Source organism: Metabacillus sp. YM-086 (assembly GCF_048059995.1).
In the GTDB taxonomy this organism is placed as follows: domain Bacteria; phylum Bacillota; class Bacilli; order Bacillales; family Bacillaceae; genus Metabacillus; species Metabacillus litoralis_B.
The window spans coordinates 49,424-68,432 of sequence record NZ_JBLUOI010000008.1; the positions used below are offsets into that span (position 1 = coordinate 49,424).

General features: G+C 37.2%; 14 protein-coding genes. 12 read left to right on the forward strand and 2 right to left on the reverse strand.

What is annotated here, in order from left to right; genetic code table 11:
* Nucleotides 1-16: 16 nt before the first annotated feature.
* From iolC to ACEWK1_RS05555, 9 genes are all read left to right on the forward strand, one after another.
* Nucleotides 17-1,021: a 5-dehydro-2-deoxygluconokinase gene (gene iolC / locus ACEWK1_RS05515; RefSeq protein WP_379053546.1), complete on the forward strand. Its 1,005-nt coding sequence runs from the start codon at nt 17-19 to the stop codon at nt 1,019-1,021.
* A 97-nt stretch (nt 1,022-1,118) separates the two neighbouring features.
* Nucleotides 1,119-2,582 carry a CoA-acylating methylmalonate-semialdehyde dehydrogenase gene (locus ACEWK1_RS05520; RefSeq protein WP_379053544.1) on the forward strand — a complete coding sequence of 488 codons (1,464 nt, stop codon included), beginning with the start codon at nt 1,119-1,121 and terminating at the stop codon, nt 2,580-2,582.
* 113 nt (nt 2,583-2,695) lie between these two features.
* Complete coding sequence (gene iolD / locus ACEWK1_RS05525) at nt 2,696-4,615, forward strand: 3D-(3,5/4)-trihydroxycyclohexane-1,2-dione acylhydrolase (decyclizing) (protein WP_379053542.1); 1,920 nt, start codon at nt 2,696-2,698, stop codon at nt 4,613-4,615.
* A 13-nt stretch (nt 4,616-4,628) separates the two neighbouring features.
* Complete coding sequence (gene iolE / locus ACEWK1_RS05530) at nt 4,629-5,525, forward strand: myo-inosose-2 dehydratase (RefSeq protein WP_247339277.1); 897 nt, start codon at nt 4,629-4,631, stop codon at nt 5,523-5,525.
* A gap of 88 nt (nt 5,526-5,613) precedes the next feature.
* Nucleotides 5,614-6,843, forward strand: a complete 1,230-nt coding sequence (locus tag ACEWK1_RS05535) for an MFS transporter (protein WP_247339278.1) — start codon at nt 5,614-5,616, stop codon at nt 6,841-6,843.
* A gap of 296 nt (nt 6,844-7,139) precedes the next feature.
* Nucleotides 7,140-7,955: a 5-deoxy-glucuronate isomerase gene (gene iolB / locus ACEWK1_RS05540; RefSeq protein ID WP_247339281.1), complete on the forward strand. Its 816-nt coding sequence runs from the start codon at nt 7,140-7,142 to the stop codon at nt 7,953-7,955.
* A gap of 194 nt (nt 7,956-8,149) precedes the next feature.
* Entirely contained in the window at nt 8,150-9,022 is an 873-nt protein-coding gene (fba, locus tag ACEWK1_RS05545; RefSeq protein ID WP_247339283.1) for a class II fructose-1,6-bisphosphate aldolase, read from the forward strand.
* A 61-nt stretch (nt 9,023-9,083) separates the two neighbouring features.
* The gene (locus ACEWK1_RS05550; RefSeq protein ID WP_379053539.1) at nt 9,084-10,820 is read left to right on the forward strand and encodes a solute:sodium symporter family transporter; all 1,737 of its coding nucleotides are present in this window, start codon (nt 9,084-9,086) and stop codon (nt 10,818-10,820) included.
* A gap of 135 nt (nt 10,821-10,955) precedes the next feature.
* Nucleotides 10,956-11,345: a tautomerase family protein gene (locus ACEWK1_RS05555; protein WP_247339285.1), complete on the forward strand. Its 390-nt coding sequence runs from the start codon at nt 10,956-10,958 to the stop codon at nt 11,343-11,345.
* 50 nt (nt 11,346-11,395) lie between these two features.
* On the opposite strand, the gene ACEWK1_RS05560 is transcribed toward ACEWK1_RS05555, so the two are convergent.
* The gene (locus ACEWK1_RS05560) at nt 11,396-12,145 is read right to left on the reverse strand and encodes a DeoR/GlpR family DNA-binding transcription regulator (protein WP_247339288.1); all 750 of its coding nucleotides are present in this window, start codon (nt 12,143-12,145) and stop codon (nt 11,396-11,398) included.
* Nucleotides 12,146-12,615: 470 nt separating this feature from the next.
* Between ACEWK1_RS05560 and ACEWK1_RS05565 the strand changes: the two genes are divergently transcribed.
* Genes ACEWK1_RS05565 through ACEWK1_RS05575 form a run of 3 tightly spaced genes read left to right on the forward strand, consistent with a single transcriptional unit; the run spans nt 12,616 to nt 17,864 of the window.
* Nucleotides 12,616-15,285, forward strand: a complete 2,670-nt coding sequence (locus ACEWK1_RS05565) for a response regulator (protein ID WP_379053536.1) — start codon at nt 12,616-12,618, stop codon at nt 15,283-15,285.
* Between the two features lie 33 nt (nt 15,286-15,318).
* Nucleotides 15,319-16,194 (forward strand): CheR family methyltransferase, encoded by an 876-nt coding sequence (locus ACEWK1_RS05570; RefSeq protein ID WP_247347089.1) that lies wholly within the window; start codon nt 15,319-15,321, stop codon nt 16,192-16,194.
* Between the two features lie 35 nt (nt 16,195-16,229).
* Nucleotides 16,230-17,864 (forward strand): response regulator, encoded by a 1,635-nt coding sequence (locus tag ACEWK1_RS05575; RefSeq protein ID WP_379053534.1) that lies wholly within the window; start codon nt 16,230-16,232, stop codon nt 17,862-17,864.
* A 102-nt stretch (nt 17,865-17,966) separates the two neighbouring features.
* Here ACEWK1_RS05575 and ACEWK1_RS05580 read toward each other — a convergent pair whose 3' ends face one another.
* Nucleotides 17,967-18,821: a formate/nitrite transporter family protein gene (locus ACEWK1_RS05580; RefSeq protein WP_247339299.1), complete on the reverse strand. Its 855-nt coding sequence runs from the start codon at nt 18,819-18,821 to the stop codon at nt 17,967-17,969.
* Nucleotides 18,822-19,009 lie beyond the last annotated feature (188 nt).

A 19,009-nucleotide genomic window follows, 5' to 3' on the forward strand; every position in this document is an offset into this window, starting at 1 on the left:
CGAAAGGAAGGATAGTATGAACCCGCTTAAGTTTGAACAAAATCGGCTGCTTGATATTATTGCTATTGGGCGCCTATGTATCGATTTAAATGCGAATGAAACAAACCGGCCAATGGAAGAAACTAGTACTTTTACAAAATATGTTGGAGGATCACCTGCTAATATCGCAATCGGTTCTGCAAGATTAGGTCAGAAAACAGGTTTTATTGGAAAAGTATCTGACGACCAAATGGGTCGATTCATCACAAATTACTTAGAGGAAAACAATATTGATACAAACGGTGTAACAGTTGACAAAACAGGTGCAGTTACTGGGCTTGCATTTACAGAAATCAAGAGCCCAACTGATTGTAGCATTTTAATGTACCGCGATAACGTAGCAGATTTGAAACTTCATCCTTCTGAGGTAGATGAAGAATATATTAAACAATCAAAAGCACTATTAATCTCTGGTACTGCCCTAGCAAAAAGTCCATCTCGTGAAGCTGTATTTTTAGCACTTGAATATGCAAACAAACATAATGTGACTTGCTTCTTTGACCTTGACTACCGTCCTTACTCTTGGACAGACGAAGCAGAAACAGCAGTATACTACAACTTGGCTGCTGAAAAATGTGAAGTGATTATCGGTACTCGTGAAGAGTTCGATATGATGGAAAAACTACTTAATATCGATAAATCTGATGATTCCTATACAGCATCCCGATGGTTCTCTTACCGAGCTGACCTTGTGGTAATCAAACACGGAGGGGAAGGTTCTATCGGTTATACGAAAGATGGTAACTCTCACCGTAGCGGGATCTTCCCTGCAAAAGTCCTTAAAACATTCGGGGCAGGTGATTCATATGCTTCTGCATTCATCTATGGATTGATGAACGGAAAAGAGGTTTCTGAGGCAATGAAGATGGGAAGTGCATCTGCTTCTATTGTTATCTCACGTCATAGCTGTTCTGATGCAATGCCGACAAATGAAGAGCTAAACCAACATATGGAAACAGCAGTTTACGAACCAGCTAAGTAATCAGATTTCTAAAATAATAACCTGGGGCTTGTTCTCATTAAATTATCTTTATTTTGAAAGCAAACATTATCTTGAATAATAGAAAGGGAGATTTTAAATGACACAAACAACAGTAAAAACATTAAAGAACTACATTGGTGGCGAATGGGTAGATTCAAGTTCAGAACAAAGAGAAGTCGTATATAATCCAGCGACAGGAGAAGAAATTGCGATTGTTCCTCTTTCGACAAAAGAAGAAGTAGATCAGGCTGTTCGTGTAGCAGATGAAGCATTCAAAACGTGGTCTCAAACAGCAGTACCAAAACGTTCTCGTATTCTTTTCAAGTATCAACAGCTTTTGGTTGAAAACTGGGATGAGCTTGCTAAATTGGTTACCATCGAAAACGGAAAAAGCTTCAAAGAAGCACAAGGTGAAGTTCTTCGTGGGATTGAGTGCGTTGAATTCGCAGCTGGAGCTCCAACTTTAATGATGGGTAAGCAACTTCCAGATATCGCGAGTGGACTTGAGTCTGGTATGTATCGTTACCCAGTTGGGGTTGTAGGGGGAATCACGCCGTTCAACTTCCCAATGATGGTTCCATGCTGGATGTTCCCGCTTGCAATTGCTTGCGGTAACACATTCGTATTAAAACCATCTGAGCGTACTCCACTTCTTGCACAGCGTCTAGCTGAACTATTTGAAGAAGCTGGTCTACCAAAGGGTGTTCTTAACATTGTAAACGGAGCTCATGACGTAGTTAACGGACTTTTAGAGCACAAGCTTGTTAAAGCTATCTCATTCGTAGGTTCACAACCAGTCGCAGAATATGTTTATAAAACAGGAGCCGCTAACCTTAAGCGTGTTCAAGCACTTGCTGGTGCAAAAAACCACTCTATTGTATTAAGTGATGCAAATCTTGATAATGCAGTAAATCAAATTATCGGTGCAGCATTCGGCTCTGCTGGTGAGCGTTGTATGGCAGCTGCAGTTGTAACAGTAGAAGAGTCAATTGCTGACGAGTTAATTGAAAGATTAAAGAAAGCGGCAGATGATATTGTGATCGGAAACGGACTTGAAGAGGACGTATTCTTAGGACCGGTTATCCGTGAAAACCACAAAGCTCGTACACTTGGCTACATCGAGTCTGGAGTTGAACAAGGTGCAACTATTGTACGTGATGGTCGTAAAGATGCAGAAGTAACTGGAAAAGGATACTTCGTTGGACCAACAATTTTTGATAATGTAACTCAAGAAATGAAAATTTGGCAGGATGAAATCTTCGCTCCAGTTCTTTCGATTGTCCGTGTGAAAGATTTAGCGGAAGCGGTTGACGTTGCAAACAACTCTAACTTCGCAAATGGTGCTTGCTTATATACTGATAGCGCAATTGCTGTACGTCAATTCCGTGAAACAATAGATTCCGGCATGCTTGGAATCAACATTGGTGTTCCAGCCCCAATGGCATTTTTCCCATTCTCTGGCTATAAGGATTCCTTCTATGGAGATCTACATGCTAATGGTACAGACGGTGTTGAATTCTACACTAGAAAGAAAATGCTAACTGCTCGTTACATGAAGTAATTGAATCTATAAAAAGGGAAGTGGTGGGATGAAGTAGCTCGTCCACTTCCTTTTATTATGTGAAAATAAAGGCCATCAAATCTTCAACACCATAATCGAGAGGAGAATAGATTGTGAATAGCATTCGTTTAACAACAGCTCAGGCACTTGTGAGATTTTTAAATGCACAATATGTAGAATTTGACGGGAAACAAGAAAGATTTATTAAAGGGATTTTTACAATTTTTGGTCATGGAAACGTGGTCGGTCTTGGTCAAGCACTTGAAGAAAACCCAGGAGACCTTGAGGTTTACCAAGGACGAAATGAGCAAGGAATGGCAAATGCAGCGATGGCATTTGCAAAACAAAAGCATCGCAAACAAATCATGGCTTGTACTTCATCCGTAGGACCAGGAGCTGCAAACATGGTAACTTCTGCTGCAACTGCAACCGCTAACAATATACCGGTACTCTTATTACCTGGTGATGTGTTTGCAACTCGCCAGCCAGATCCAGTTTTACAGCAAATTGAACAAACACATAATCTATCAATTTCAACAAACGATGCGTTTCGTGCTGTAAGTAAGTATTGGGACCGCGTTTCACGTCCAGAGCAACTAATGTCAGCGATGTTGAATGCGATGCGCGTCTTAACAAATCCAGCTGATACTGGTGCGGTAACCATTGGGCTGCCACAAGATGTTCAAGGGGAAGCATGGAATTTCCCGGTGAGCTTCTTCGAAAAGCGTGTTCATCGTATTGAACGCCGTCAGCCATCCTTGGAAAGCATTAAAGATGCAGTGAAACTTATTCAATCAAAGAAAAAGCCATTACTAATTTTAGGTGGCGGGGTGCGCTACTCAGAGGCTGCGGATGCATTAGTTGAATTCTCAGAGAGGTTCAACATTCCGTTTGGTGAAACACAAGCTGGCAAAAGTGCTGTGGAAAGCAGCCATCCATTAAACCTTGGCGGCGTTGGAGTAACAGGAAACCTTGCAGCAAATCAGATTGCAAAGGATGCTGACTTAATAATAGGGGTAGGAACTCGTTTCACTGATTTTACAACCGGTTCTAAGCATTTGTTTGCCGAAGCAGATGTTTTAACTATCAATATTTCTGAATTCCATGCTGCCAAGCTTGATGCAGTAAAGGTAGTGGCTGATGCAAAAGTAGGGCTAAATGCAATTTCAGAGGAACTAGGTCCATACAAAACGGCTTATGAAAGTGAAATTACAGATGCAAAGCAAGCATGGCAGAGGGAATTGAATCGATTATATGAAATCAAATATGGTGAAGGATTTAAGCCAGAAATAGCTGGCCAGTTAGATGATAAACTTCCAGAATATGTAGAGGTTTTTGGCTCTCAATTAACACAAACATCTGTACTTGGCTTTGTCAACCACCTTGTCGATGATCATGCTATTGTTGTTGGTGCAGCGGGAAGTCTTCCGGGTGACCTTCAACGTATGTGGGTTTCAAAAACCCGTAATACGTATCATATGGAATATGGCTATTCTTGCATGGGTTATGAAATTGCTGGCGCACTTGGTGTGAAGCTTGCTGAACCAGAGCGTGAAGTTTATGCCATGACTGGGGATGGAAGCTACTTAATGCTTCATACAGAGCTTGTTACCTCCTTGCAAGAAGGTAAGAAAATCAATGTTGTATTGTTTGATAACTCAGGTTTCGGCTGCATCAACAATCTTCAAATGGGTAACGGAATGGGAAGTTTTGGTACAGAATTTAGAAAACGTAATCCAGAGACCGGTAAGATGGATGGAAACATCATGACCATTGATTTTGCAAAAGTAGCAGAAGGGTATGGTGTGAAAACCTATTCCGTTCGTACTCTTGAAGAACTAAAAGCAGCGTTGGTTGATGCGAAAAATCAAACCGTTAGCACCCTCATTGATATAAAAGTACTACCGAAAACGATGAGCGATGGCTACGATTCCTGGTGGAATGTAGGGGTAGCAGAAGTCTCAGAAAAAGAAAGTATCCAACAAGCATTTGAAGATAAAAAAATCAATCTAGATAAAGCACGCACATACTAGGAGGAAAGCAGATATGTTCAAAGAGGGTCAAGTAAAATTAGCTATAGCACCAATTGGCTGGACGAACGATGATATGCCTGAACTTGGTGGAACTGTGACATTTGAGCAATGTATTAGTGAGATGGCTTTAGCAGGCTTTTCCGGTAGTGAAGTGGGAAATAAGTATCCGCGTGATCCAGTAATATTGAATAAATACTTATCGATTCGTGGGTTAGAGATTGCCAGTGCATGGTTTAGTTCATTCTTAACTTCTAAACCATTTGAAGAAACAGCTGAGGATTTTAAAGTCCACCGTGATTTTTTACATGCTATGGGTGCAAAGGTTATCGTTGTATCCGAACAAGGCAACAGTATTCAAGGTCAAATGGACACGGCTTTATTTGAAAATAAACCAGTGTTTTCCGAGGAAGAATGGACGGTATTTCTTGATGGAATTCAACGTCTTGGTGACCTTGCAGCTGAAAAAGAAATGAAGCTTGTTTACCATCATCATATGGGGACTGGTGTTCAAACGACAGAAGAAATTACTCGTCTAATGGAAGGAACTGATCCAAATAAGGTTTCTCTTTTATATGATACAGGGCATTTAGTTTTCTCAGGAGAGGATTATTTAGAGGTATTAACGAAGTATATGGACCGTATTCACCATGTTCATTTAAAAGATGTTCGTGCTGATGTAGCTCAGAAGGTTCGTGATGAAAAGGTGAGCTTCCTTCAAGGAGTTAAACAAGGAGTATTTACAGTACCAGGAGATGGTCTAATTGATTTTAAACCTATCTTTAAACTGCTAAGTGAAGCGAATTATGAAGGATGGTTTGTTGTAGAAGCTGAACAGGACCCAGCTATTGCTAATCCTTTTGAATATGCCGTTAAAGCACGTAAATATATTCGTGAGAATTGTGGATTGTAAAATAAATAAGACACCTTAAACCTGTACGCTAGATGTACAGGTTTCTTTATACCTCTTCTGCATTTCAGAAAATGGAAGGAGAAGTGCTATGAAAAATGATAAAAACAGGAAAATAAATCGAAATCTGTTTCAAGCTCATTTTCTGAGTATAGTTTTTTGTTTTTGGTTTTCGATGTTTATTTACGTCCAAACCTTTGGGGTCTATTTAGCATTTCTAGACTTTGGATATTATGCAACCGGCATCATTATGGGGAGTTATGGAATTATGCAGATTATCCTTCGCTTTCCAATTGGTTTTCTTGCAGACCGTTATCAAATCAGCGGCAAGTTTTTAGTAGGAATTGGATTCATTGCTTCACTTGCGAGTGTGCTGTTACTTGCATTATCCACGGAGTTCCTTCCTATTTTTATGGGGAGATTTTTAGCAGGATTTACCGCTGCAATGTGGGTCGTACTTACGATTTGGTATAGCTCATCTTTTAGTAAACAACAGTCATTAAAAGCGATGAGTCAGCTTCAATACACAATGGTTGGCTCCCAATTAATTTCAATGGTGCTTAGTGGCTTAATTGCCGATTTCTATGGTTTTACATATTTATTTTGGGTTGGTGCTGTTTTCGCCTCGCTTGGGTTCATTTTAGTCCTTTTGCTGCCAAACCAAGAACCTAAACGGGCACAAGAATCAATTCAAATGAAACATGCTCCAATTTTTGACCGAATCATAAGGATACGAAAAATTTGGTCATTAAGCATATTGTCACTTATCGGCCATGCCGTTTTATTTACAACGATTTTTGGTTTTTCATCAGTTTATTTCACACAGTTAAATGAACACCAATCTGCAATCATGTTTCTAGTCGTTTCATTTATGCTTCCTCATGGCATGGCTCCATTAATTTTATCTATAAAAAAAAGCCAACTGAAAAATTCTTTTAAATTGCTGATGCTTTGTTTCGTTGTTGGGATTTCTACACTATTATTTTTAGGCTCCATTGATAGTTGGGTCATGTATTGTATCTTACACGGAATACTTGGACTTTCCTTAGGTTTTGTGTTTCCTATTTTATTAGACGAGGTATATAAGGCGGATGAAGTAGGTGCTTCAAAGACGATCATGGGACTCTATCAATCTGTTTACTCAATAGGAATCGTTGCTGGTCCAATCGTTGCTGGCTATTTTGCTTTGAAAGTAGAGATTGGTGCAGTTTTTATTCTTTCGGCATTCTTACTTCTATTAGGTGGAATATTATCATTGGTAGAAAGCGTAAAGCTTAGTAAAGGAAAGGGAGAAATTGGTGAGAAAGTGAAGAGTATTTAAAAGACAGAACGGGAACTGACCAATTTCCTAGCTGCTCTTATTTTAGTAATAATATTGAATATGCAACCAAAAATTTTCCTGTTTGGAAGAGTATAGGGAATTATATAAAAAAGAATATGTAAAAATTACAGGTCTGCTATTGACTGAAAATGCTTTCAATATTATCATATAATCATAAAGTTAACCAACAATTACCCAAATGTTATTAAACAGTTATGATCACTATTTGGGAACATTAATTGTTTAATGGCCTCGATTGTATTTCATATTTTAGCAGTTTAATGAGGGGGAGAAAAATGAGTAAACTTTTACGAAAACCAAACAAAGCAGAGCAAGAATTAACAGTTATTCATAATGTAACGACAGAAAATTCTTCTTTGGAATATGTAGAATTTAAGGTTGTCGATTTAACTCCTGGAGCAAAGTATGCTGAAGAGTTAGATGAAAAAGAGGTATGCATCGTCGCAGTAACCGGACGAATCAATGTTACGGATCAAGAGCAAACTTTCAGAAACTTGGGAACTCGTGAAAGCGTTTTTGAGCAAAAGCCAACTGACAGTGTGTATATATCGAATAATCGCAGTTTTGAAATTGAAGGAGTAAGTAAGGCACGCGTAGCAATATGTTATTCACCTTCTGAAAATCAATTACCGACAAAGTTAATCAAAGCATCTGACATTGGAATTGAACACAGAGGCGTTCAAAACAATAAGCGATTAGTACATAATATTTTACCAGATTCAGATCCATCTGCTAATAGCTTATTAGTAGTTGAGGTTTTTACAGAAAGTGGAAACTGGTCAAGTTATCCTCCCCATAAGCATGATCAAGATAATTTACCATATGAATCTTTCTTAGAGGAGACCTATTATCATGAAATGAATCCAAAACAAGGGTTTGTTTTCCAAAGAGTTTATACCGATGATCGTTCTATCGATGAAACAATGACAGTAGAACATGGAGACGTTGTCATTGTACCGGCAGGTTATCATCCCGTAGGTGTGCCGGATGGCTACGTTTCTTACTATTTAAATGTAATGGCAGGTCCAAAACGAACTTGGAAATTCCATAATGATCCAGATCATGAATGGATACTTAAAAGTCGCCAATAAATATTGATAATGCAAGGTGCTGGTTACATTACAGTATAACTAGCACCTTGATAGGGTCAATAAATGAAATCGCTTTTTTATAAGTATATTATGGTAGCAAATTTTATAGATAAAAAGGGGAATTATGGAACAGGATGCAAAGTCAAAGTGAAAAATTAAGAGTCTATTGACATAAACAAAGGGGTGTAAACTTAATGCTAGTTTCTATAAAAGAAATGCTAATAAAAGCAAAAGAGGATCGGTATGCAGTCGGTCAATATAACATTAATAGTTTCCAATGGGTGGAAGCGATTCTGGAGGCCTCAGAGGAAGAACAGGCTCCGGTTATTTTAGCTGCTTCTGATCGACTGGTCGATTACCTTGGTGGCTTCAACGTAATCGACACTTGGGTTAGAACGCTGGTAGAAGTAAAGAAAATTAATGTCCCTGTAGCATTGCATTTGGACCATGGCAGAAGTGTAGAAAGGTGTAAAGAAGCAATTGATGCAGGATTTACATCTGTTATGATCGATGGTTCACATCATCCAATTGATGAAAATATCGAGATGACGAAACAAGTCGTTGAGTATGCTAAGGCTCGTGGGGTATCGGTTGAGGCTGAAGTTGGAACCGTTGGTGGTAATGAAGACGGTCTAATCGGTGGAATTAACTATGCAGATCCAGAAGAATGTGTAAGGTTAGTTAAAGAGACTGGGGTTGATGCATTGGCAGCTGCCCTTGGTTCAGTTCATGGTCCCTATCAGGGAGAGCCGAAACTTGGATTTGATGAAATGAAACAAATTGCTGAAATGACTGGGATTCCGCTAGTTTTGCATGGTGGTTCTGGAATTCCATTACATCAAATCCAAAAAGCAATTGAATATGGGCATGCCAAGATTAATGTGAACACAGAATGCCTACAGGCTTGGACAAGGGCAATTCGAGAAGTGTTAGCAACTAATTCTGAGCTATACGATCCACGTGCCATCCTTACTCCGGGAAAAGAAGCAGTAAAGTTGACAGTGAAAGCGAAAATAAAAGATTTTAGAACAAATAACAAGGCTATTTTAAGCAGTATTAATACTTAATTCAAAAGAGGCTATTTAAAAATGAATGAATATCCTCAACAACTTAGGAGGAATAAAGCTTATGATTTGGCTGATTTTTCTTAGCTTCTTAGCTTATACAGTATTTGTGATGTGGTTTTCCTGGTATAAGACAAAAGGGACAGACATGTCGACCACAGATGGTTACTTCCTTGGTGGCCGAAGTCTAACAGGTATTGTCATCGCGTCTTCATTGATCTTAACTAATCTTTCAACTGAACAAATTGTTGGATTAAATGGTCAAGCATTCGGAGAATCAATGGCGGTAATGGCATGGGAAGTTGCCTCTCCACTGGCATTGATTGTAATGGCCCTTATTTTACTACCGAAGTACTTAAAAGCAGGGCTTACAACAATTCCAGATTTTCTTGAACGACGTTATGACTTAAGAACAAGACAAATTGCATCTCTTTTATTCTTAATTAGTTATGCTGTTGCCTATCTACCAGTTGTTCTGTACTCTGGTGCACTAGTATTAGATAGTATCTTTTCATTAACATCGATTACCAATTTAAGCCCATTCATGCTTGTTCTTGTTATTTCGGCTGCTATTGGAGTTATAAGTTTAGGATACACAATTCTTGGCGGCCTCAAAGCAGCTGCTATGAGTGATACAATCAACGGAATTGGGTTAATTATTGGTGGTCTACTTATTCCTATCCTTGCTTTAGTTGCACTCGGTGGAGGAAACTTAGCTAGCGGTGTCAGTGAATTGCTTCATGCAAACCCTGGAAAACTGAACGCTATTGGCGGGACTGAGTCTTCTGTACCATGGCCAGTGTTAATCACAGGGATGCTTTTCAACAACATTTTCTATTGGGCAATGAACCAATCGATTATTCAACGTACATTTGCTGCGAAAAACTTAGCAGAAGGTCAAAAAGGAGTTTTGTTTGCAGGGTTATTTAAGGTATTTGGAATGACATTTTTAGTATTGCCTGGTATTATTGCTTACCTACTTTATGGAAATTCATTAAGCAATAATGATGCCGCATACCCAACACTTGTTATTGATGTTCTTCCGGTAGCATTATCAGGATTTTTAGCAGCAGTATTATTCGGAGCAATTTTAAGTTCATTTAATAATACTTTAAATAGTGCGATTACTCTATTCTCACTTGATATTTATAAACCAATCTTTAAACCACAAGCTCAAGAAAGAGAACTTGTAAAAGCGGGTCGAGTCTTTGCTTTTGGACTAGCCATTGCGTCGGTTATTGTAGCTCCGTTTATCATGTATGCGCCTTCAGGATTATATGCATATTTACAGGAAATGAATGGTTTTTATAACTTACCAATTATTGCAATGATCCTTGTAGGCTTTTTCAGTAAACGTGTACCAGCGTATGCAGGTAAGGTGGTCATCGTTGTTCATATTGTACTATATTCACTATCAAAGGTCTTCTTAAGTGATGTTAACTTCCTTTATGTACTATCAATTCTCTTAGCTGTTGACATTTTTGTCATGTTGGTATTAGGAAGATTGAATCCAAGAAAAACACCATTTGTGTTAAATGATGCGAAGAAAGTTGACCTAACTCCATGGAAACATGCAAAAACATTTTCAGCTTTTCTTGTCATTATTATGCTAGGAGTTTATGCTTTCTTCTCTCCTATAGGGATTGCAGACTCAAGTTTGGCAACGTATTCGGTATCGCAAGTTGTCTTTTTGTTAGTAAACCTGGTGATTATTGGGTCAGTTGCTTGGTTCTGGTATAGAACCAATAAAAAATTAGATAGTGCTGATAGCAAAGACGAGGATCAAAAAAAAGTCGTTTAATCTTTTAACCGAAAAGAAAGCGGTAACGGTTATCAGTCTTTTCTAAAAATAAGAAATCATAAGAAAATAGGTTGGGATTGTTCTCTCAATCTATTTTCTTCAAGGTTAGGCTTAAGATAAAAAGGGGGTTTAAATATGCCTTTAGTTCGGTTCGATTTGATTGAGGGAAGAGACGAACATTCTGTAAGAAAGCTTTTAGATGCTGCTCACCACGCCATGGTACAAGCCTTTGGAGTACCTGAAAGAGATCGATATCAAATTGTCACTCAGCATCCGGCAAGTGAAATGATGATTGAAGATACAGGTTTAGGATTTGAAAGAAGCAAAGATGTCGTTGTCGTAAGCGTGACAAGTAAACAAAGAACGGAAGAACAAAAACAGAAATTTTATCAATTATTGGTTAAGGAATTAGGGGAACAATGCGGAATAGAACCAAATGATATTATGATCTCTGTTGTGACAAATGGAAATGCTGATTGGAGCTTTGGTTATGGTAAGGCTCAATTTCTAACAGGAGAGTTATAAGAATTAAAAGCGGACCAATTAGCTTGGTCCGCTTTTATGATGAGTGCCTCTTAATAATTAAGGATAATATTATGCTCAAGTGCAAATAGTTGATAATTCTCATTTGGCTCTTTATCTGTAATGAGGTAATGGATTTCATCTAAGTTGCAATAAGTAGTTAAAGCATATTTATCAAACTTACCATGGTCGACTAATAGAAAGACTTGAGAACACTTCTTCACTGCGGAGCTTTTAAGTTCACTCTCAAGAGGGGCTGAGTTTGTGACCCCATTTGAAATTGAGATTCCTGTTGATGCCATGAAGGCTTTATTTATATTGTAGGTTTTAAAGAGATCCAATCCTTTATAACTTGTAAAGGACTTTGTTTCTCGTTCAAGCATTCCTCCGGTAGAAAAAATGTTTAAGTTCTTATAAGGCATCGATTCTACGATAAAGTCCACATTGTTTGTTACAACTGTTATATTCTTCTCTTTAACAAAATGGAACATTTCAAATGTTGTTGTACCTGAATCTATAAAGATAATATCTCCATCATTTACATAATTGGCAGCTAGTTTAGCAATGTGTGTTTTTTCTGTTTGATTGCGGACCTTTCTATCATTGAAGGATACTAGTGTGGAATGGTTAACTGCAACTCCACCGTATACCTTTTTCAAGTCGCCATGTTCGACCAGCACTTGAACATCTCTTCTGATAGTGTTTTTTGATACACCAAATACCTCAACAAGTTCATCCAAAGAAACAGTTTCATGTTTCAATACATACTCTTGTATTTGGTGTATCCTTTTGGTTTTTAACATCTCGATTCCCCTTTAGCACAGTGATGTAAGCGCTTATATATGTTATTAATTATTATATCAACAATTAACCAATACTTCACCACTTTTATATAATAAACTAAAATAAATTATATGTCGCGACATAAGACTTGTGTAAATATATTTAAGGAAAGGTTTTCTGCAAGACAGGTTAACACAAACAAAGAGCTAATATACCTTCTCTTTAGTAATAACAAAAACTTACATACATTGTTCATTGCTGTGGGTATGTGACTGGTAAATAGAACGTTTAGAAAATTCAATTATACTTTTTTTATACTTTATACAAGTTGAGTGTGAATTTGGTAAATTTTTCTCAGTTTTATACCAAAATATGATACTTTCACCCAAAAAACTTACCATCAATAGGAAAAAAGATGTCCTATTAGTGATATTATAGTAGAGGACTAATTTTTATAAAAATTATAGCGAGAGTGAGGTAGCAAAGCTTCGTGAACTTTAAAACAACTTTATACATCGGTTTTGGAGTTGTGATTATTGCAATGGGGATTATCGCAAGTATTATTATTAATACATATCAAAACCAAACACAGCAGATGAATGAGCTTGTGAATGATCGTTATATTAAGATTGAACATGCGAATACTATTCGTTATGAAATGAGTTCTATTGATTTAGATAACGTGAGTGAAAGAAACGAAATAGATCAACAGTCCATTCAATTGTCCGAGAAGGCTTTTCAAAGGGCAAATCAGAAATTAGTAGAGTTAGAGAAGTTGATTGAAATTCAACAGGCAAAGGATATATTTGCAAAACTCGCCAACAACTATGATTCTTTTCGATCTAGCTATGATGAGTTAATATCGAATCAAGCAAGTGAGAGCAACTTGAACTTATTAGAGCGTGTAAAAGAAGATAAAGCAAATCTACTTATTACTATTGAAGACCTAATCGACTTTCAAGAAAAGGTCATGCAGGATACTTTAAAACAAACAGAGGAAGCATACAGCAATGTGTTAAAAAACATCATTATTTCTGGGGCAATCGGTCTTGTCTTTGCTTTAACAATTGCGTTTATCGTAGTAAATAATATAACAAAACGGTTACGAAAGTTTAAGAGTGTATTAGTCACATTAGCAGATGATCATTATGGGTATACGAGAGTGGATATTCATTCGAATGACGAAATCGGTCAAATTGCAAACGCTTATAATGAATTAGTGAGTACTCTAGAAAAACAAGAACAAATTGAACAGCAATATCGAATAAAAATAGAAGATCAGAACTGGTTAAAAACAAGCATTGCCGAATTATCTGTCCTCATACAAGGGGTTAGTGATTTAAACTTAGCAGGCGAACGGTTCATACAGAAACTCTCCCAAACCATTGGGGCTAGTTATGGTGTCCTATATTTATTACATAAGGATGAAGAAAGTCCTTATCTAGAAAAACTTTCTTCTTACGCGTATACTACACCAAAAAGTAATCAACTTGCACTCAACAGAATTAGTTTTGGTGAGGGCTTAGTTGGTCAATGCGCAAAATCAAAAGAGATGATTTTGTTAGAAAACATTTCTGATGACTACATTCAAATCTCGTCAGGGCTAGGTCATACAAATCCAACGAGAATTGTCATTGTGCCTATTGTTCTTGAGGATGAGTTGTTAGGTGTGATGGAGCTTGCAACACTTCAACCAGTTACAGATCTTCATCGGGATTTCCTTGTGCAGGCAAATGAAATGCTGGGAGTTACCTTTAACAGGATTTTTAAGCATCAACAGGTAGAAAAGCTTTTAGAGGAATCACAGATCTTAAATGAAGAACTTCAAACACAATCTGAAGAATTACAGTTGCAGCAGGAAGAATTGCGCACGATGAATGATGAAATTGAAGCACAATATCGAAGTGCTGAGTTAAAAACAAAAGAATTAGAAGAGATAAAAGATAGACTTGAGCAAAAGACAAAAGAGATTATAGCGAGTTCAACATATAAATCTGAATTTCTAGCAAACATGTCTCATGAGCTTAGAACACCTTTGAACAGTTTATTAATCTTATCGCAAATGTTGCGGGAAAACAAAGAACAAAATCTTACGGATAAACAACTAGAGTATGTGAATACAATTTTTACATCTGGTCATGATCTCCTTCAATTGATTAATGATATTTTAGATCTTTCAAAAATTGAATCTGGGAAAATGGAGATCGTTGAGGGAGAAGTATTGATTACAGATATCGTCAATTCTCTTCAGCGTCAGTTTATGCCTATCGCTAAGATAAAAGGTTTAGAATTTACGTTTGAATATGATGTGAATTTACCAGATATTATTTTTACAGATGAACAAAGATTAAATCAGATCTTAAAAAACCTTTTATCAAATGCTTTTAAATTCACTGAAAAAGGACAGGTGCAATTACAGATTGCTCCATCGACTCAAAAGAATGAAAAATTCATCGCATTTTCGGTCACTGATACAGGAACAGGGATTGCGAAGGACAAGATTTCTGCTATTTTTGAAGCCTTTACTCAAGCTGACGGGACAACGAGCCGTAAGTATGGTGGAACAGGTCTTGGTCTATCGATCTCTCAGGAGCTTGCTAGACTTATAAATGGGACAATTTCCTGTGAAAGTATAGTGAATCAAGGAAGTACCTTTACTCTCTATATACCTCAAGGTGAAGAACTGAAACAAAATGAAGTAGAAAATGATGTGACCGTTTCAATACCGGCAGATTCTAAGGATGCCTCCGATCATGAAGTGGCTACTACGAAGGAACAGCCTCTACTGATTGGTAAAAAAGTGCTAGTTGTAGACGATGATATGAGAAATATCTTTGCATTAACAAGCTCTCTAGAAGCAGCGGGTATGGAAGTGAGCTTTGCAGAGAATGGTAGAGATGCAATTAATATTTTGCAAGAAGAAGAGAATCCAGATATTGTTTTAATGGATATTATGATGCCTGAAATGGACGGGTATGAGGCAATGAGGGTGATTAAAAGTATGAGGGAATATGAAAACCTTCCAATTATTGCTTTAACCGCAAAGGCTATGAAGGATGATCGACAAAAGTGTATTGATGCCGGTGCATCTGATTATATCAGTAAACCTGTTAATCTTGAGCAATTGTTTTCAATTATTCGAGTTTGGTTACATCATTAACTAATTTTCTTTTTAGGTGATGCTATGACATATATGAAGGAAGACCAACATGAATCAGCTTCAACAATGACTACACCAGAAGACTGTACAGATCTAGAACGTATTGAAATACAATTACTCTTAGACGGAATTTTCTTGAAGTACGGGTTTGATTTTCGACACTATACATTTAGCTCTATTCGGAGGAGAATTTGGCATCGTATAAAGGTGGAAAAGCTTCAAACAGTAACGGCTTTACTAGATAGAGTTTTACACGATCCTGCAACAATGGAGCAACTATATGCGGATTTTTCAATCAATGTTACTGAAATGTTTCGTGATCCTACTTTTTTTAAAGCCTTTCGAGAAAAAATTGTTCCGGTACTAAAGGATTTGCCTTCCATTCGGATCTGGCATGCAGGATGCTCGACTGGAGAAGAAGCCTACTCCATGGCTATCCTATTACATGAAGAAGGACTTTATGAAAAAACAAGAATTTATGCAACTGATATGAATGGCAAGGTCCTTGATAAGGCTCGAACAGGGAAATTTCCGTTATACCGAATGAAGACCTATACGAGTAATTACATCAACTCTGAAGGGAAAAATGCATTTTCCGAATATTATACAACCAAGGATGAGTATGCTTGCTTTCATTCCTATTTAGCAGAGAATATCGTTTTTGCACAACATAACCTTGTGACTGACGGATCTTTTAATGAGTTCCACGTAATCATATGTCGCAACGTCCTCATTTACTTTGACCGTGATTTACAAGAGCGTGTTCATCAGTTGTTTTATGACAGTTTAGCCACTTCAGGAATACTGGGTCTTGGAAATCGAGAAGGCCTTTCTTATTCAAATTATGATAACCGATATATTGATCTAGATAAAAAAGAGAAGCTTTACCAGAAGAAAAGTCTTTCTTAGATAAACATAAAAAATATGATAAGGGCGAGGTGCTTATGGAAAATCCAATTATTAACATCTTAATGGTAGATGACAGACCAGAGAATTTACAAGCCCTTGAAGCTGTGTTAGGCTCTTCTGGTTATCAATTAACAAAAGCCTACTCGGGAGAAGAAGCACTAAAATGGCTGTTAAAAAAAGAATTTGCCATCATCCTTCTCGATGTGCAGATGCCTGGTCTTGATGGTTTTGAGACTGCTAAGCTAATACGGGCTCGAAAAAAGTCAAAGGAAATTCCTATTATCTTTATAACGGCGCTCACTCAAACACAGGATTATGCAATTAGTGGATATGACGCAGGTGCAATTGACTTCTTGTTTAAACCATTTAACCCGTATATTTTAAAGAGTAAAATTGAAGGGTTTGTTAAAATATATGAAACGAAGTGGCAGCTTCAGATGCAAAACGAGCTCTTACAAAAGCAGTCAAAGCAATTAGATGAGGCGCATTCAAGACTTGAACAATTAGTAGAGCTGCGAACACAAGAGCTCCGTAAAACAAATGAAACTCTACAAAAGGAAATAGAAGAAAAACAGCATATTCTTCAATTAGCACAAGCTAATGAAGCTAAATACAGGCTTCTTGTTGAAGATTCACCTGTGGCTATTATTCTTCATGAATTACATAAAGAAAACTGGACATTTATCAATGAAACAGGAATGAAAATGCTAGGCGGACTTCATGTAAAAGATGTTCTTTCAAGAACGCTATATACCTTTGTTCATCCTGATGAGCATGAAGTGGTAAAGCAGCGGATTGAACGGGCACTTCATGGGGAGAAAGTTGAGGATAACGAATTAAAGCTAGTGCGTCTTGATGGGGAAACGATTCTTGCGGCGGTTACAATTATACCGTTTGAATATCTGGGGAATCCCGCAGTACATATTGTTGCAAGAGACATTACAGATATGAAAAAGACAGAAGAATATATTTCTCAATCAGAAAAACTGTCTGTAGTAGGAGAGCTTGCTGCTGGGATTGCACACGAAATTCGAAATCCATTAACAAGCTTAAAAGGTTTCACACAATTATTAGAATATAAAGATGATACACTAAATCCATATATACCGATTATGTTAGAAGAAATTGATCGTATTAATACAATTGTAAGTGAACTATTATTGTTAGCTAAACCAAATGCGGGAGACTTCAGGAAAGTCAAAATGACTGATCTTCTACAAAATGTAGTGATACTTATGAATGCACAAGCAAATTTACAAAACACTGAAATTAAATTTCATACTCTTGTAGGTGAGGAGCAGGATTATATAGATGGTTTAGAAAATAAACTCAAGCAAATTTTTATTAACCTCTTAAAAAATGCAATGGAAGCAATGAAAACAGGCGGCGAAATCAATCTCAACATGATGATAGAGGATAACCTATTAAGAATTCAGTTTTGTGATCAGGGCTGTGGAATCTCAGAAGAGGACCTGGCCAAAATCGGGCAGCCTTTCTTCACAACAAAGGAAAAAGGAACTGGATTAGGTTTAATGGTTTGTAAAAGTATTATAGATAGTCATCACGGACATATGGATATTGAAAGTGAGGTTGGAGTTGGAACAACCATTACGTTAACATTTCCGTTATGTGATGTTTATAGTGAGATGATGGTAGATAGTAATAATTAATTGACAACAACCTTTCTCAATCATACTAAAGACGAGCAGATAGTAGGCGTAATATTCCTGTTAATCTGCTCGTCTTTTTAAATAATGTAAGCTGGGCTACTATTATTTAATTTTATTTTGAATCTCGTCATTATACGCAAATGAGAATAGCAAGGCGACCATGATCGCTCCACCAATAATGTTTCCAATACTAGCAGGTATCAAATTATAAAAAAATTGATACCAATCATATGTATCATTACTGAAAATTCCAATACTAAAGTATCCCATGTTTGCTGCACTATGTTGAAAATTTCCGGCAACAAATAAGATGACGGGGAGTAGTGTACCGATAATTTTACCGGTAATATCACGGGCAGCGGTTGTTAGAAAAGCGGCCATACCAATGAGCCAATTGGCCAGGATACCTGAAATCATAATCTCAAAAAATCCCCATGTCCCATCTGATAAAAAGCTCATTTTATTATGATTGATGTAGTGATTTAGATCTTGAAAGAACTCCGGGGAGAGTGATTTCGATAAAACAATAAGTGTCCCAACAAATAAAGCTCCTATGATATTACCGAGGTAAGTCGCTAGCCAAAATTTTAAAATCTTTAAGCTCATAAGGGAAGGTTTCTGAAATAAATAACTTGGTAATAAAACGTTGACCTCAGTAAAGAGAATCGCTCCTGAAAGGAAAACCATCGCATACCCTGTTGCAAATCCCACACCTGCCATCAAATGAGATACTCCCTTTATGTCAATTCCCATTGAAAGCAAAATAGAAAAAGCAGCACCAAAAGCCATAAATGCCCCGGCCTGTAGGGATAATATAAATTGGGAGCTCGTTTTTCGATTAAGGTGGTCTCGTCCCTTTTGACTAAAATTATGTACAATTTGAGCTGGGTTAAAGTATTGTCGAGATGGCTCGTGGAACGCTTCATTATCTTGTTTCTTAGTGTTGTTTTCAATCATTTTTTGTCGCCCCTTTGTCAAAGGTTGTTTCTACCTTATACCCGTTTGGGCGTTATTTTAACTTTTTTTTCTTTTGTGTAATGAAGTTGAAATATAAAATCATCTAGTTTCTATTTAAAAATGGTAAGAAAAAAGGTATACAAACGAACTGATTATCATACCAAACAATGTTGTAATTGCAGGACATC

Coding starts and splice junctions, on each gene's coding strand:
- iolC (WP_379053546.1), top strand. CDS start 17: ATGAACCCGCTTAAGTTTGAACAAAATCGGCTGCTTGATATTATTGCT.
- ACEWK1_RS05520 (WP_379053544.1), top strand. CDS start 1,119: ATGACACAAACAACAGTAAAAACATTAAAGAACTACATTGGTGGCGAA.
- iolE (WP_247339277.1), top strand. CDS start 4,629: ATGTTCAAAGAGGGTCAAGTAAAATTAGCTATAGCACCAATTGGCTGG.
- ACEWK1_RS05535 (WP_247339278.1), top strand. CDS start 5,614: ATGAAAAATGATAAAAACAGGAAAATAAATCGAAATCTGTTTCAAGCT.
- iolB (WP_247339281.1), top strand. CDS start 7,140: ATGAGTAAACTTTTACGAAAACCAAACAAAGCAGAGCAAGAATTAACA.
- fba (WP_247339283.1), top strand. CDS start 8,150: ATGCTAGTTTCTATAAAAGAAATGCTAATAAAAGCAAAAGAGGATCGG.
- ACEWK1_RS05550 (WP_379053539.1), top strand. CDS start 9,084: ATGATTTGGCTGATTTTTCTTAGCTTCTTAGCTTATACAGTATTTGTG.
- ACEWK1_RS05555 (WP_247339285.1), top strand. CDS start 10,956: ATGCCTTTAGTTCGGTTCGATTTGATTGAGGGAAGAGACGAACATTCT.
- ACEWK1_RS05560 (WP_247339288.1), bottom strand. CDS start 12,145: ATGTTAAAAACCAAAAGGATACACCAAATACAAGAGTATGTATTGAAA.
- ACEWK1_RS05570 (WP_247347089.1), top strand. CDS start 15,319: ATGAAGGAAGACCAACATGAATCAGCTTCAACAATGACTACACCAGAA.
- ACEWK1_RS05575 (WP_379053534.1), top strand. CDS start 16,230: ATGGAAAATCCAATTATTAACATCTTAATGGTAGATGACAGACCAGAG.
- ACEWK1_RS05580 (WP_247339299.1), bottom strand. CDS start 18,821: ATGATTGAAAACAACACTAAGAAACAAGATAATGAAGCGTTCCACGAG.